Genomic DNA, 15610 nt, shown 5'->3' on the forward strand with positions numbered 1-15610 from the left:
TCATCCTGAAAATGTAAAAATTAAGTTAAAAATGCGAGGCTTATCATAGTGTCAATGTTGCGCATTTGAAAAAATTTTACAATATATATATTACATAAGATTCTTTATGTATTAATTGGCAGGAGACAAACATGAAAACCCTGAAGCATTTTATTAATGGGCACTATGTAGCAGGCAGTAGCGAAGATAGCTTCGAACTGGTGAGTCCGGTTGACGGTGAAACGTACGCAATATCTCCCAACGCTAACGAGGCGGAGGTAGAGCAGGCTTACTCAGCAGCGGAGGCGGCGTTTAGCATCTGGAGAAAATCGACGCCGGCACAGCGGCAAAAAGCATTGTTGCGGCTGGCCGATGAGATTGAACGCAACGTTGAGCGACTGGTAACCGCGCAGAGCCAGGAAACCGGTCAGCTTCGCCATTTTATTGAGAAAGAGGAGATCGCGGCATCTTGCGATGCCATCCGCTTTTTTGCTGGTGCGGCGCGCTGTCTTGAAGGAAAGGCGGCTGGAGAATATTCCGCAGGATTTACTTCAACCATTCGTCGTGAACCGTTGGGTATTGTTGGGCAAGTGACGCCGTGGAACTACCCGTTCATGATGGCGGTGTGGAAGATTGCACCAGCGCTGGCGGCAGGCAACACTGTGGTGTTAAAACCAAGCGACACCACGCCAGTCAGTACGCTGCTGTTGGCTGAACTGGCCGCACCGTTGTTCCCGAGAGGGGCATTTAACGTTGTGTTGGGCAAAGCCAGCACTGGTTCGCTGGTGGTTTCAAACCCGAAGGCTTCATTGGTTTCTATTACCGGTTCGGTCCGTGCGGGTTTGCAGGTTGCGGCTTCGGCGGCGGCAAACCTGACCCGAGCACACCTGGAATTGGGCGGGAAAGCGCCCGCAATCGTGTTCGCCGATGCGGATATGGACAAGGCGATTTCGACGATCACCACAGCAGGCTTTTTCAATGCCGGGCAGGATTGCACAGCGGCTACGCGGATCCTGGTAGAACAATCTATCTACGCTGAGTTTCTGGAAAAACTGATCCAGAAAACAAAAAGAATCAAATTTGGGCCGCCAGAAGATCAAAATGCACTGTACGGTGCATTGAATAGCCGGAATCAGCTGGAGCAGGTGAAAGGCTTTATTGAGCGTTTACCGGCACATGCGAAAATTGAAACCGGTGGGCGCGTCGGGCCTGGTCCAGGCTTCTATTTTGAGCCGACGATCGTCTCCGGAGTGCATCAAAATGATGAAGCTATTCAGCATGAAGTATTTGGACCAGTGATGACTATTCAGTCGTTTACTACTGACGAAGAGGTACTACACAAAGCGAATGATGTGGAGTATGGTCTTGCCGCCAGCGTCTGGACCAGTAATCATGGTCGCGCCCAACGCTTCAGCATTGACCTCGATTTTGGCACGGTGTGGATTAACAATCACATTCCTCTGTGCGCCGAAATGCCGCACGGCGGGTTCAAAAAATCGGGTTATGGCAAAGATCTCTCATCCTATTCGCTCGAGGAATACACTCGGGTGAAACATATCATGTGCGACATTTCTGAATAGAGAGGATTACGATGAAAACATTAAAACTCGCGGTGCTTTCATTAGTGATGTTCTCGGGCTATAGCCTGGCAGAAAGTACATCGCTGAATACCGTAAAAGAGTATATGGCGGCATGGAATGCGCATGATGCTTCGCGAGCCGCTCAATTTCTTGCTGATGATGCGGTCTATTATGATGCCGCCGCGGGAGAACCGGTAAACGGCAGGGAAAAAGCAGAAAAAGAGGTTATCGGAGCTTTTATTAAGGCGGTTCCAGATCTTAGCTGGAAAATGGTCGGCAAGCCCGTCTACGACGAAGACACCGTGGCCTTTCGTTGGGAATTTTCAGGCAAAAATAGTGGTGAATGGGCAGGGAGTCCGCCGACAAATAATCCGATCAAATTTGAAGGCGTCAGCTATATTCATGTTAAAGCAGGAAAAATCACCTGGCAGGGTGATTATTATGATTCTAAAAAACTGGATGAAGAGTTAAAGCCAGTGAAGTAGTCGGTTGTACCCCTTTATAAATAAGAAGGGGTATCTCTCTTATTTGTGTCGTATTAAAGGCAGTGTGTAGCAATAAGGAAAAAAGTTAATGGCAATTACCAGACGTGATTTTCTCAACGGCGTCGCGGTGACTATTGCGGCGGGACTTACCCCGCTGGAGTGGGTCAGGGCGGCAGGAAAGGGAAACGCATTTATAGATGGAAATTATTATCCTCCTGCGCTGACGGGGCTGCGGGGCAATCATCCTGGATCGTTTGAAATGGCGCATGCGCTAGGTCGCGAGCATAAACATTTTGATTTAAACGCTCTGCCCGTTGAGGAAGAGTACGATCTGGTGATTGTGGGTGGCGGTATTAGCGGGTTAGCTGCCGGTTGTTTTTGGCGTCAAGTTGCCGGGCAAAATAGCCGGATCCTGATCCTCGATAACCATGACGACTTTGGTGGACACGCCAAACGCAATGAATTTACCAGCTCGGGTAAGAAATTACTCGGTTATGGTGGCAGCGAAGCATTCCAGTCCCCTGCGCATAATTTCAGCCCTGAAGTACAAAAGTTGATGGAAACCGTGGGCGTCAGCGTCACGCGGTTGAAAGAGAGTTTTGACGTAAACTTCTACCCCGACTGGCAGCTCAGTCGCGGCGTTTTCTTCGATAAGAAGAATTTTGGCGAAACAAAAATCGTCAGCGGCGATCCGGGCCGCGCGGTATCTGATGATATTCCGCCGGACAGGCTCAATGGGCGTAAAATTGAAGACTTTATCAATGATTTTCCGCTAAGTGAGAATGACAGAAAAGCGCTGATCGACCTGCACGTCCGGCCCGGTGATTACCTGCCGGGAATGACGGTCGATGAGAAAATGGAATGGCTGGATACCCACAGCTACAGTGAATTTTTGGCAACAAAAGTCGGTTTGAGCAAAATGGCGCTGCTCTATTTCCAGCAGCGTTCCAACGACTTCTTTGCTATTGGTATTGAAGGTATTTCTTGTAGTGATGCCAGGGCGTGCGCCTTACCCGGCATGGAAGGGATGGGGTTGCCGCCGCTGGACGGAGAGTCGCTGGCCGACCTCGAAGAGCCGTATGTTTACCACTTCCCGGACGGTAACGCCGGGTTAGCCCGCCTGTTAGTCAGATATATGCTGCCGGATGCGCTACCGGGCAACACGATGGAAGACTCTGTCCTCGCCAGACTACATTACGAAAAGCTGGATCTGCCGGAAAACACTACGCGCCTGCGCCTGAACAGCACGGTGATTAATGCGGCCAACGTGCAGGATGGCGTGGCGGTGACCTATCTGCGTGACGGTAAAATGCACCGTGTGCGCGGTAAGAACACCATCATGGCAGGCTATAACATGATGATCCCGTATCTGGTGCCTGAGATGCCGGAACAGCAGCAGGCGGATCTTAAACTGAACGTGAAGGCACCGCTGGTGTACACCAACGTGGTGGTCAAAAACTGGCAGGCGTTCAAACAGCTTGGCGTGCATGAGTTTTATTCTCCGGCGGCACCTTATAGCAGGGTCAAGCTCGACTACCCGGTCAGTATTGGTGGGTATCAACATCCGGCCTCCCCGGACGACCCGATGGTCATTCATATGGTCTATGTGCCGACCTATCCGGGCAGTAACCTGTCGGCCAGAGAGCAGTTCCGTCTGGGACGAGCCTATTTGCTGGGGACCACCTTTGCGGCGCATGAGGAGATGATTCGCTCCCAGTTGCAGGAGATGTTTGGCTCAACAGGCTTTGATAATCAACGCGATATTTCCGCCATTACGGTTAACCGCTGGGCGCATGGCTATGCGTACTACGCCAACTCGCTGTTCGATGATATGGATAAGATGCCAGAAATTATCGAGCGGGCGCGTCAGCCAGTCGGTCGCATTGCCATCGCTAACTCCGATTCTGACTGGAGTGCTTATGCCCATACGGCAATCGATCAGGCATGGCGTGCGGTTAATGAACTCAAGGATATGGGGTGATCTATGCGTAACGTAACCATTCTCGCCGCCTGTTTATTTACCGCTTCGGTAAGCGCTGCTGAATCTAACGGTGAATACATCGCGCGAATTTCAGACTGCGTCGCCTGTCATACCGCTGAAGGTGGTGCGGCGATGGCGGGGGGCAAAAAGTTTCCTACTCCGGTGGGGGATATTTATTCGACCAACATTACCCCAGACAAGACGCAGGGTATTGGTAACTATTCTTACGAGGATTTTGACAAGGCCGTGCGGCAGGGGATTGCCAAAGATGGTCATCCGCTCTATCCGGCGATGCCTTATCCCTCGTATGCAAAACTTTCTGACGAGGATGTTAAGGCGCTGTATAGCTATTTTATGCATGACGTCACGCCGTCAGCACAGCCCAATAAAGAGAATGCCATTCCGTGGCTACTCTCCGCCCGCTGGCCGCTGCATATCTGGAACTGGTTGTTTACCGACGCGCCAGCGGCGACAGCAGAGAGCGCGAAAACGGATGATAATGCTGCTCTGGTAAAACGGGGCGCTTATCTGGTGGAAGGCCCCGGACACTGCGGTTCGTGCCACACTCCAAGAGGTATGGCGATGAATGAAAAAGCGTATACCAATGCTGATGCCGAGTACCTGAGCGGCGCGATGATTGACGGCTGGTATGCACCTTCGCTGCGTGGCACCGGTATGTCTGAGCAGGAGTTAAAATCGCTGTTGCTGACCGGTAAGAGCAAGCATGCCGCAGTTTCAGGTTCGATGGCTGAAGTCGTCACGCAGAGTACACAGTATCTGACCGACGAAGATGCCACGGCGATCGCCCAATACCTGTTGAGTCTGAAAAGCGCGAAGCCTGAAACGGAACGTGCTGCGGCGACTACAGCGTCCTGGTCGAATTCACCTGAGGCGGGCAAAGTGACCTATAACCGCTATTGCTCAACCTGTCACGGTCTGGAAGGGAAAGGTACGGATGATAACGCTCCTTCACTGGTCAACAATCCACTGGTGATGGTTGATGACCCGACGCCGCTGTTCAGAGTCATTGCCCACGGCGCAGAAACGCCGACAACACGTGGCAACGTCTCCTTTAAGATGCCTGCCTACGGTGGCATCTTAAGTGACAACGAAATGCGCGACGTGATTAATTACGTGCGTAAAAGTTGGGGGGAAGGGAATGGCGAAGTAAGCCAGGAGGATCTGGCAGGGGTTAAAAAAGCGTCACATTAAACAGTATGCCGGATAAGATGCTTGCACCGTCATCCGGCAGTGCTTACACGGCGTTTGCCCTGATAATATCCGCGAGTCGGGTAAACGCCGCCGTCATTTCATGCTCTTCAATGCTGGCAAACCCCAGCAGCAAACCGCTGCGTTTCTCTTCATTCACGTAGTAGCGTGACAGCGGGCGCACCAACACCCCTTGCGCATTCGCCTGTTGGGCAATGACCGCGTCATCGCTCCCGGCGGGTAACTGTAAGATCATATGCAGCCCGGCGTTGCTGCTGAAAGAACCAAGATAATGTTCACCAAGTTGGCGGCTGATAAGCTCTACCAGCATCTGGCGTCGACGACTGTATAACTGGCGCATTTTCCGAATGTGTGCTGCGTAATAACCCTCGCGAATAAACTCTGCCAGCGCGGCCTGAATCAGCAAATGCCCACCACGATAGAGGTCGTTATGAACCTTTTTCAGCGGAGCGGCTAACGATTTAGGTAGCACGACATACCCGAGTCGCAGTGCGGGATAGAGTGTCTTACTGAATGTCCCGATGTAAATGACCGGTGTTTCTTCTTCAAGTCCCTGCAAAGAGGGAATCGGCTGGCCGGAAAAGCGGAACTCACTGTCGTAATCATCTTCCACTATCCAACTTCGCGTTTCGCGTGCGCGAAAGAGAAGTTGCTGACGGCGGCTCAGACTCATTACCGAACCGAGTGGGTATTGATGTGACGGTGTCACAAAAATAAGTTTTGGCGGTGTTTCGCCTGCATCCGGCGGGACCATGCCTTGTTCATCAACCGGGATAGCCGAAAAATTTACCGCATTGATGCGCAGAATATTTTTGATTCCCCAGTAGCCCGGCTCCTCAATCCAGGCATGATCGCCCGGGTTGCATAAAGTCCGGGTCACCAGATCCAGCGCCTGGTGAATACCTTCAGTAATCAGAATTTGTTCCGGTGAGCACCGTACGCCGCGAGCGGTGCGTAGATAGTCTGCCAGGGCTTCTTTTAGCTCATTCACGCCGCCTGCTGCATCGTAAGTGAGAAACTCCGGGCGCAGTCGTCTTGCCAGCCTGTCCTGAATTTTCTTGAGCACCCGGTGCGGGAAATGCTCTACATCAGGTACGCCTGGAATAAATGCCCCCCACTGACGGGGACTGGCGCTGGCATTACCTAACAGCTCAAGGCAGCGGGAGGATAAACGGGTGTGATCTTCCTGAGCGGCAGTAACAGGCTCTTTGTCAGGATGCAGGTCGAGATTGTCCAGCACGCTGTCGGTCACAAATGTGCCGCTGCTGGTGCGCGCGGAAATATACCCTTCAGCTTGCAACTGTTCGTACACCCGCAGGACGGTATTGCGCGATAGCGTCAGCTCTCCTGCCAGGTCACGCGACGGAGGCATTCGGGTAGCCGGTTTCAGGCTACCTTCGAGGATGCAACTACAAATGGCGGCATACAGGCGGCGATGTAGTTTTTCGTCAGTCTGCTGATTAAATGCATGCTTGATCACATCTCCGGCAAGTGAACGCATTTGGATCCTTAAAATAAAACGATTTGGCTCTCGATTAAAGTACCAGACGGCGTCTAAATTTAAAGGGTAATTCAACCGAAATGTATTAATGGACAAGGTGTAGAGAATGAACAATAAAAACCTGCAACAACGTCGTCTGGATGCCACCCCGCGTGGCGTGGGTGTGATGTGTGATTTTTATGCCCAGTCGGCAGAAAACAGCACAATTACCGATATCGAAGGCAATCAGTACATCGATTTTGCCGCCGGGATCGCCGTGCTGAACACCGGACACCGCCATCCTCGCCTGGTGCAGGCAGTCGAAGCGCAACTTCAGGCTTTTACCCATACGGCTTATCAGATTGTCCCGTACGAAAGCTATGTGTCTTTGGCTGAGAAAATCAACGCCGTTGCGCCAATCGACGGCAAGCGTAAAACCACATTCTTCACTACCGGGGCTGAAGCGGTAGAAAACGCGGTGAAAATTGCGCGCGCGCATACCGGCCGTCCTGGCGTTATCGCATTTGGCGGTGGTTTTCATGGGCGAACTTACATGACGATGGCGTTAACCGGCAAGGTGGCACCCTATAAAAAAGGTTTCGGCCCGTTCCCAGGCTCTGTTTACCATGCGCCGTATCCTTCTGAATTGCAGGGCATTTCCACGGCGGATTCCCTAAAAGCGATTGAGCGCCTGTTTAAAGCCGATATCGATCCAACCCAGGTTGCGGCGATTATCTTCGAACCCGTCCAGGGCGAAGGGGGCTTCGTGGTGGCACCGCCGGAGTTTGTGGCTGCCATCCGCCGTATTTGCGACGAGCATGGCATCGTGATGATTGCTGATGAAGTACAAAGCGGGTTTGCCCGTACGGGTCAGCTGTTTGCGATGGATCATTACGCCGATAAAGCGGACCTGATGACCATGGCGAAAAGCCTTGCGGGCGGCATGCCGCTGTCAGGCGTCGTGGGCAAAGCCGAAATTATGGATGCGCCTGCGCCGGGTGGTCTGGGGGGAACCTACGCTGGAAACCCGCTGTCGATCGCGGCGGCCCATGCGGTGCTGGATATCATTCGTGATGAGCAGCTATGCCAGCGTGCGGCGGCTCTCGGCGAACAGCTGCGCGCCGCTCTGACAGATGCACAAGCAGGGTGTCCTGAACTGGCCGAAGTGCGAGGTTTAGGCTCTATGATTGCCGCTGAATTCTGTGATGCAGCGACAGGAGAACCCAACGCCGCAGCCGCGCAACGCGTGCAGAAGAAAGCCCTTGAGCAAGGATTGCTGCTGCTGACCTGCGGTCAGTATGGCAACGTTATTCGTTTCCTTTACCCGCTGACAATTCCGCAGGATCAGTTCGCCAAAGCGCTCGATATTATCAAAGCAGCAACCAAGTAATTCGTTAATTGTCATTTACCCAAAGCCGACGGTCGTCATCACCGTCGGCTTTTTTGTTGTCGTGAATTTATCAACAACACGTCGTTATATATTTACATATATATCGATTGGGTCTATCCTATTCATCATACAAATATAATAACTGTACTCTTCAAGAGAAGGCGCTTGCGTTAGCGGCCTCCAGTCTTTCTATCTAACGAATTGAATTAACGAATGTTAAATAACAAATTTACCCCAGTGGCCTCTGGGTTGTTAACCTTTGCCTGTTTTTCCACCGCCGTCACGGCTCATGCTGAAGATACCGTCATCGTTTCGGCGCCAGCCACGTCACAATCCTCGTTATCGGAACATGAACCTCCGGCGAGCGAAAAAAAAGCAACGTTAGGTAGCCTCGGCGAGCGAGAGTTGATAGACGTTCCCTGGTCGGTGCAGACGTTGTCGAAAAAAGTGCTGGATCAGCAACAAATCAAAGATGTGAAAGACGCCTATCGCTACCTACCGTCCGTTCAGGGTGACGGCGTCCGCCCACAAACACGCGGCATGCAGGGGAGCGTGGTACAAAACCATATGATTGATGGCCTGAACGCCGTCTCCACGACGGAATATTCGACCGAACAGTTCCAGAACATTGAGGTGTTGAGCGGCATCGCTGGATCGCTGTATGGCCCTGCTAATCCAGCAGGGATGTTTAATTTGGTGTCTAAACGACCTGTCGATACACCGTTGCATCGCGTCACAGTAGGGCAAGGTACAGGGTCGGGAACGTTGGCATCGATGGATTTCAGCGGCCCAATCGATGCGGGAGACCGGGTGAAATATCGCCTCAACTTGCTGAACGATGAGGGCCATAGCTACACCACCGATAGCCATGTCCGTCGACAGTACGCTGGCTTGGGGCTGGACTTTCAACTGACAGATCAAACGGTGCTGGAGAGTAATTTCAGCTATTACCATTATTACGAAAAAGGCATGCCGGGTAGCTTTGCCCTGGCGAAAGGCGTTCACTTTCCCGCGGCATTTGATCCTACGGACAGTAAATATGGTCAATCTTATGCGGGTCATGATGACGAAACGACTACCGTCGATATGCATATTAAGCATGATTTTGACGGCAACTGGATGCTGGACCTGGGGGCGTTGCACCAGGTTGCAGACCGCGAGTCGACGGCCGTGACCAACACCCTGACGGATAACCGGGGCGATTACACCACTACAACCTCTAATTCGGCGGCCAGTCGCTTTACCATCAACTGTTATTTAGCGAACCTGACCGGTAGCGTTGATACCGGCTGGCTGACGCAGGATATTGCTACCGGAATGCGTGGATTTGTGTGGAAAAACTATAATCCAAGAAACGGCGGCACTTTCACTCTGGGGCATTCTTCTCTCGATCAACATCCCGACTATCCACGACCACCGTATCCAGATTTTAACGATCGCTATCATTCAGCGACCACCACTCAGCATGCATTTTTGCTCAGCGATACGCTGCATTTTTCCCCGCAGTGGAGTTTGCTGCTTTCCGGCAGTGAGAACCTCTTTACCGTCAGTAACTACAACAAAGCTGGACATGAAAGCAGCCGTCAGCAGGACAATGGCATGAGCGGTTCTACCAGCCTGATGTATAAACCGGTGGAGAACGTCACGCTGTATACCACCTGGGCGGACAGTTTGCAGCAGGGCGATACCGCGCCCGCCGGGGCGCGCAATGCCGGGCAGGTGTTAGATCCCTACCGTAGCCATCAACTGGAGGTGGGCGCAAAATATGCGCCAGTAAAAGATCTGCTGCTTACCGCTGCGCTTTTTGAAGCTAAACGCCCCTTTGCCTATACCAACGACAATGGCGATTTTGCTCAGGATGGTACGCAGAAGAACCGTGGGCTGGAACTGATGGCTGATGGGCATATCACCCGTAATTTGCGCGTGTTAGGCGGGGGAGCCTGGCTTGATCCAACACTTCATAATACCGCGGCCAGCAATGCGGATGGTAAGCAAGTAGTTGGTTTGCCGCGCTTCGCCTCGAATATCCTCGCAATCTACACCATCGAACGGGTTCCGGGACTGGATGTCGACACGAACGTGCATTACGTCGGACGTCGGGCTACCGATAATGCCAACGACAACTGGGTCGGGAGTTACACCACGGTGGACATCGGTACGCGTTATGCCACCAGACTGTGGAACACGCCAACCACTTTCCGGTTTGATATCACCAATCTCACCGACCGTCACTATTGGACCAATATTGTTCCGGGCGCATTGACTGGTTACACGGGTGCAGGGGCTGCCAGCGCTCAACTTGGCGCACCGCGCCAGGCTCAGTTTTCTGTTCAGGTTGATTTTTAGAGGTTGCTTATGAAAACGTGCCACACATGGCTGCTTTGTGTGTGGCTGGCGTTTCCTGCCCTGGCAACACGCCAGGTTGTGGATGATGCTGGTCACACAGTTACCGTTCCCACGCATGTTGAACGTATTGCGGATGGCTGGTTTGCACATCATTCGGTGCTGATGACGCTGGGCGCAGGTCGTAACATTGTTGCGACGGTCAACCATGAGGAAAACCAGCCATGGATGTTTAAAATCAATCCTTCTCTGAGGCAAGCCTTACAGATACGGGGAACATCATTTAATAGTGAGGATTTGCTGGCCCGGCACGTCGACGTGGTGTTTGTGGCAAAAGGAAAAGGGGATGCTCAAAGCTACAGTCAGGCGGGTATTCCGGTCCTTGAAATGGCATTTACTGACTATGCTTCGATGGAAAAATCGGTCACTACGACCGCAGAGGTTCTGGGTACCGAGCAGGCTCGCGTCCGGGCAACGGCTTACAATCAGTATCTCAACCGTGTGCTCGCGGATGTGCAGGCTAAAACTGCGGAGCTGACGGAAAATCAGCGCCCTCGGGTACTTCATATTCAATCGCTAAATCCGCTTAAAGTCGATGGCAGTAACACGTTGATCGATACCTGGATTACGCTGGCGGGTGGACGGAATGCGGCAGGTGAAGTTGACGGCAACATGAAAGAGGTGTCGCCCGAGAGGGTGCTTTACTGGCAACCGCAGGTCATTATTCTCGGTGCGGGGTGCGGTGATATCGCCAGTTCGCCATATGCGGCATTGTTCAAAGAACTTAACGCAGTGAAACAGGGTAACGTCTGGCGCAATCCGGCGGGCGTGTTCCCCTGGGACCGTTACGGCACTGAAAGCGCGTTGCAGCTGCAGTGGGCCGCATCAAAACTGCATCCTGCGCTGTTTAGCGGCCTGGATATGGTCAGCGTAACGCGAGATTTTTATCGCCAGTTCTTCGATTATTCGCTCACTCAGGAGCAGGCGATGCGAGTTTTAAACGCGTTACCCCCACAGGAGTAGCGCTCACGTATAAAGACAGGCGTGATAAGGATTGCACGCCATTTTTTCCCCTCTGAAATGTGGGGTTTGGTGCGCTCATGATGAAAATGGTTTGCCAGGCCTCTCGTTATATAATTTAATGCATATCGTTTTTACTCCTCTATTCAGATGGTATCCCATGTTAACTTTCCGCTCTTTTGTGCTGGTTTGCGCCAGCATGTTGTTTGCGTTTTCTGCTCAGGCCGACCGAACGATCACCGATCAGCTTGGTCGACAGGTCACGATTCCTGACCACGTGGACAAAGTGGTCGTGCTGCAACACCAGACGTTGAATATTCTGGTTCAGCTCAATGCCCAGCAGGACATTGTTGGTGTGATGTCGAGCTGGAAAAAGCAGCTCGGGCCTGAATTTGCGCGCTTTATGCCGACGATTACTACATTGCCGACGCCAGGCGATCTCACCAGCGTGAATATCGAAAGCCTGTTGGCGATTCATCCGCAGGTGGTTTTTGTCGCCAACTATGCGCCCGCGGAGATGATCCAGCAGATTCAGAATGCCGGTATTTCGGTCGTGGCTATCTCGTTACGTAAGGATGCCACCGGGCAACAGAATAAAATGAACCCGACCATGGCCGATGAAGAGCAGGTCTACAACGAAGGGTTGAAGCAGGGTATTCGCCTGATCGCTGACGTGGTTGGGCGCAAACCGCAGGCCGAAACGTTAATCGACTACGTTTTTGCCGCGCGGGCAAAATTCAATGCGCCGGTTGCAACAATCCCGGATGCGCAAAAAGTCCGTATTTATATGGCTAACCCCGACCTGATGACCTACGGCTCCGGGAAGTACACGGGACTGATGATGCAGCACGCGGGGGGATTAAACGTGGCGGCTGCCAGTGTGAAAGGTGCCCATCAGGTTGCGCTGGAGCAGGTATTAGCGTGGAACCCGCAGGTGATTTTTGTCCAGGATCGCTATCCGCAGGTGGTAACTCAGATCCAAAACGATCCAAACTGGCAGGGGATTGATGCGGTGAAAAATCATCGCGTCTGGTTGATGCCTGAATATGCCAAAGCCTGGGGCTATCCGATGCCGGAAGCGTTGGCGATCGGTGAACTTTGGATGGCCAAAAAACTGTATCCGGATGCCTATAAAAACGTGGACGTTGATGCGCAGGCCCAGGACTACTATCAACGTTTTTATCGTGTGAACTGGCAGCCTGATGCAGCTAAGTAACCGTATTTTGCCCCAGCAACCGCTCTTAATCGTTGTGGTCCTGTTGCTGGGCGTCAGTTCGCTATGCCTCGGACAGTATCCGCTGTCGTTAAGCGAAGTGTTTTATCACCTGACGCACTATAGCGACGCTGAGGGAATAGGCAGCCAGGTTATCTGGACAGTCAGGCTACCGCGTATTCTGATGGCACTGCTGGCGGGGGGCGCGCTTGGGTTATGCGGCGCGACGCTGCAAGGGGTATTTCATAACCCTCTGGTCGACCCGCATATTATCGGCGTGACGTCGGGGGCGGCCTTTGGTGGAACACTGGCCATCCTGCTCGGTCTTTCGCCCTGGCTGATGATGGGATCAACGTTTTTCTTTGGTCTGACAGCGTTGATCCTGGTGTATGCCATTGCTGCGTTACAGGGGCTGGAGAATACGCTGGTATTGATCCTGTCGGGTATCATTTTGAGCGGATTTTTTGCCGCGCTGGTGAGCCTGATCCAGTATCAGGCAGATACCGAAGAGACGTTACCTAATATTGTGTTCTGGCTGCTGGGCAGCTTTGCGACGGCCAACTGGCATAAAGTGCTGCTGTTGGCGGTTCCGGTCGGTATCGCCGCGACGGTTTTGTACCAGCTACGCTGGCGGATAAACCTGTTGTCGCTCAATGACAAAGATGCCAGAGCACTGGGGGTGGCGGTGGTTCCTCTGCGACGCAGCGTTTTGGTGTGCTGCGCATTTTTGGTCGCCGCTCAGGTGGCGGTCAGCGGCAGTATTGCCTGGGTTGGATTAGTGATTCCGCATCTGGCGCGTTTGCTGGTGGGCGTTGATCATCGTCGTCTTCTGCCGTGTGCCTTCTGGCTGGGGGGCGGTTTTATGATTGTAGTGGATGACATTGCCCGCACCCTGATGCATGCGGAGATACCGCTGGGGATCATTACCGCATTATTCGGCGCGCCGCTGTTTGCTTTCTTGCTCATTCGTACCAGCCGCCGGGAGAAATCATGATACCTGCCGCACTGCGCGTAAATCAGCTTATTTATGGGCATCGCGCGCCGCTATTTGAGCCGCTAACATTCTGCTGCCAGAAAGGCGAGATCTGGGCCGTGCTGGGGCGCAACGGCCTGGGTAAAAGTACGTTGCTCGATACGTTAACCGGCACGCTGCCTGCTATAGGCGGGAGTATTGAAAATAACGGTGGGATAGGGATTGTGGCACAGCATAGCCATCTGCCGTTTCCGTACACGGTCAGCGACGTGGTGTTGATGGGGCGAGCACAGCACGTGAAGCTTTTTGCGCAACCCAGTCCGCAGGATCAAAAAAGAGCAATGCAGGCGTTAGAGCAGTTGAATATCACGCATCTCGCCTCCAGCTCATTTGGCTCACTTTCTGGCGGGCAGCAACAGTTGGTGATGATTGCCCGGGCTCTGGTGACGGACTGTCAAACGCTGTTACTGGATGAACCGTGTTCCGCGCTGGATCTCGCCAATCAGCAGGTGGTGCTGCAGCTAATCAGCGATCTGGCCCATCAACAGGGATGCAGTATTGTCTTTTCGACCCACGATCCGCTGCATGCGTTACAGGTTGCTTCCCATACTTTGCTGCTACTCCCTGAAGGAAAATGGCGGGCTGGGCTAACGGACAGCATTGTGACGGAGGAGAATTTATTCCTGGCTTATGGTTTAACGCTGAGAAGACTCAGCGTGGAGAACTACCAGACGCCGTTTATTGCACCGTTGTTTTCTATTCGTCGTTAAGCGGTAAGAATCCTGCGGCGGTAAGGAACGCCTGACCGCCGCGGGAAAGTATGAATTCAACCAGCGCCATCACTTCTTTGGATGCATCAAGCACCGCCAGTTGGTATTCGCAGCGAATATTGTGCTCATCAGGAATAGCTACGTAATGTACGTCGGGCATCGCGCGCAGCGCGTGTGCGTAATGCGCGTAACCGATAAACAGATCGGCCAGCCCCTGGCGCAGGATCCAGGCGCTCGCCAGTTCTCCTTGCGGGATTTTTACCGTATCACGACCACCAACCAGCGGGATGGCGCGAGCGCGAAGTTGTTGCCCGAGTCCTGGTTCCAGTACATCCATATTGTCGAAAAATGCCCAGGTATAGTCTCCGGAAGGGTCGCAGCCGGGCGTTGATGTACTTGGTCGCAGCGTTGGGTCGCGGAGTAAATCTAGCCAGGTTCCGATTCGGTTGCTGACAAGGCTCAGTTTGTTCCAGCAAAAGGTGTGCGTAGAGACGGCTTTATTACGTGCTAACAGGTTTTGTGGATGGTCCCTGTTGGCCGAGGCAAAGAGCGCACACGGTTCTCCCGCTTCAATACGCTCACGCAATAAACCGGCCGGACCATATTCAACCTTGACGTCTATTCCACTCATGTGCGTGAACTGGCTTATCAGTGGCGTAAATGCAGGGCGCAAACTGCCTGCGGCGAACAGGAGGATGGAAGAGGGCATAGTATCCTGGCTCTGACGAAAGACATTATACGAAGAAGATGAATGATACGCGTTGAGCATGGAATTTAGAATGATTTAGCGCAGTGCTATTGAATCATCAAGGGAAATGACAAAACTGACGGATACAAACTGAAGATAAATAGATAGTTTTGAAGTGAAATAGCACCAAATCAAAGGGATATGATTTGGTGCGTCCGAGTGGACTCGAACCACCGACCCCCACCATGTCAAGGTGGTGCTCTAACCAACTGAGCTACGGACGCAAGATGGTGCGTTCAATTGGACTCGAACCAACGACCCCCACCATGTCAAGGTGGTGCTCTAACCAACTGAGCTATGAACGCAACGTTGTAGGTGACAACGGGGACGAATATTAGCGGCACAGACCGAATGAGGCAAGAGGGAAATAGCATTTTTCTTCCTGATCTCACGCGATTGCAGAGTAATTAAGCAAGTT

The 15610-nt window shown here is 52.6% G+C and carries 12 protein-coding genes and 2 tRNA genes; 10 read left to right on the forward strand and 4 right to left on the reverse strand.

Going from position 1 to position 15610, the window contains the following annotated elements:
* Positions 1-131: 131 nt before the first annotated feature.
* The 4 genes from OGY72_RS04910 (at position 132) to OGY72_RS04925 (ending at position 5237) form a co-directional block, all read left to right on the forward strand.
* Positions 132-1559, forward strand: a complete 1428-nt coding sequence (locus tag OGY72_RS04910) for a gamma-aminobutyraldehyde dehydrogenase (RefSeq protein WP_149384661.1) — start codon at positions 132-134, stop codon at positions 1557-1559.
* An 11-nt stretch (positions 1560-1570) separates the two neighbouring features.
* On the forward strand, positions 1571-2044 hold the full coding sequence (locus OGY72_RS04915; protein WP_063941524.1) for an ester cyclase: 474 nt from the start codon (positions 1571-1573) through the stop codon (positions 2042-2044).
* A gap of 88 nt (positions 2045-2132) precedes the next feature.
* Positions 2133-4025: an NAD(P)-binding protein gene (locus OGY72_RS04920; RefSeq protein ID WP_063941525.1), complete on the forward strand. Its 1893-nt coding sequence runs from the start codon at positions 2133-2135 to the stop codon at positions 4023-4025.
* Positions 4026-4028: 3 nt separating this feature from the next.
* Entirely contained in the window at positions 4029-5237 is a 1209-nt protein-coding gene (locus OGY72_RS04925) for a c-type cytochrome (RefSeq protein WP_286547158.1), read from the forward strand.
* Positions 5238-5280: 43 nt separating this feature from the next.
* Here the strand turns inward: OGY72_RS04925 and pdxR are convergent, their stop codons facing one another.
* Positions 5281-6756 carry a MocR-like pyridoxine biosynthesis transcription factor PdxR gene (pdxR, locus tag OGY72_RS04930; protein ID WP_286547159.1) on the reverse strand — a complete coding sequence of 492 codons (1476 nt, stop codon included), beginning with the start codon at positions 6754-6756 and terminating at the stop codon, positions 5281-5283.
* A 106-nt stretch (positions 6757-6862) separates the two neighbouring features.
* Between pdxR and puuE the strand changes: the two genes are divergently transcribed.
* From puuE to OGY72_RS04960, 6 genes are all read left to right on the forward strand, one after another.
* Positions 6863-8125, forward strand: coding sequence for a 4-aminobutyrate transaminase (gene puuE / locus OGY72_RS04935; RefSeq protein ID WP_003832711.1), 1263 nt, complete (start codon positions 6863-6865; stop codon positions 8123-8125).
* A gap of 213 nt (positions 8126-8338) precedes the next feature.
* Positions 8339-10471: a TonB-dependent receptor gene (locus OGY72_RS04940; protein ID WP_286547160.1), complete on the forward strand. Its 2133-nt coding sequence runs from the start codon at positions 8339-8341 to the stop codon at positions 10469-10471.
* Positions 10472-10480: 9 nt separating this feature from the next.
* Positions 10481-11491 (forward strand): ABC transporter substrate-binding protein, encoded by a 1011-nt coding sequence (locus OGY72_RS04945; RefSeq protein ID WP_286547161.1) that lies wholly within the window; start codon positions 10481-10483, stop codon positions 11489-11491.
* Between the two features lie 157 nt (positions 11492-11648).
* Entirely contained in the window at positions 11649-12704 is a 1056-nt protein-coding gene (locus tag OGY72_RS04950) for an ABC transporter substrate-binding protein (RefSeq protein ID WP_191236255.1), read from the forward strand.
* Positions 12691-13695 carry a FecCD family ABC transporter permease gene (locus OGY72_RS04955; RefSeq protein WP_003832715.1) on the forward strand — a complete coding sequence of 335 codons (1005 nt, stop codon included), beginning with the start codon at positions 12691-12693 and terminating at the stop codon, positions 13693-13695. The genes OGY72_RS04950 and OGY72_RS04955 overlap by 14 nt, the downstream gene beginning before the upstream one ends.
* Complete coding sequence (locus tag OGY72_RS04960; RefSeq protein WP_286547162.1) at positions 13692-14444, forward strand: ABC transporter ATP-binding protein; 753 nt, start codon at positions 13692-13694, stop codon at positions 14442-14444. The genes OGY72_RS04955 and OGY72_RS04960 overlap by 4 nt, the downstream gene beginning before the upstream one ends.
* Here OGY72_RS04960 and OGY72_RS04965 read toward each other — a convergent pair.
* From OGY72_RS04965 to OGY72_RS04975, 3 genes are all read right to left on the reverse strand, one after another.
* Complete coding sequence (locus OGY72_RS04965) at positions 14431-15153, reverse strand: substrate-binding domain-containing protein (RefSeq protein WP_286547164.1); 723 nt, start codon at positions 15151-15153, stop codon at positions 14431-14433. The genes OGY72_RS04960 and OGY72_RS04965 overlap by 14 nt on opposite strands.
* Before the next feature lie 186 nt (positions 15154-15339).
* A tRNA-Val gene (locus OGY72_RS04970) sits at positions 15340-15416 on the reverse strand.
* A 4-nt stretch (positions 15417-15420) separates the two neighbouring features.
* Positions 15421-15497 (reverse strand) — tRNA-Val (locus OGY72_RS04975).
* Positions 15498-15610: the final 113 nt, after the last annotated feature.

It is taken from the genome of Citrobacter sp. Cpo221 (genome assembly GCF_030332345.1).
In the GTDB taxonomy this organism is placed as follows: domain Bacteria; phylum Pseudomonadota; class Gammaproteobacteria; order Enterobacterales; family Enterobacteriaceae; genus Citrobacter; species Citrobacter portucalensis.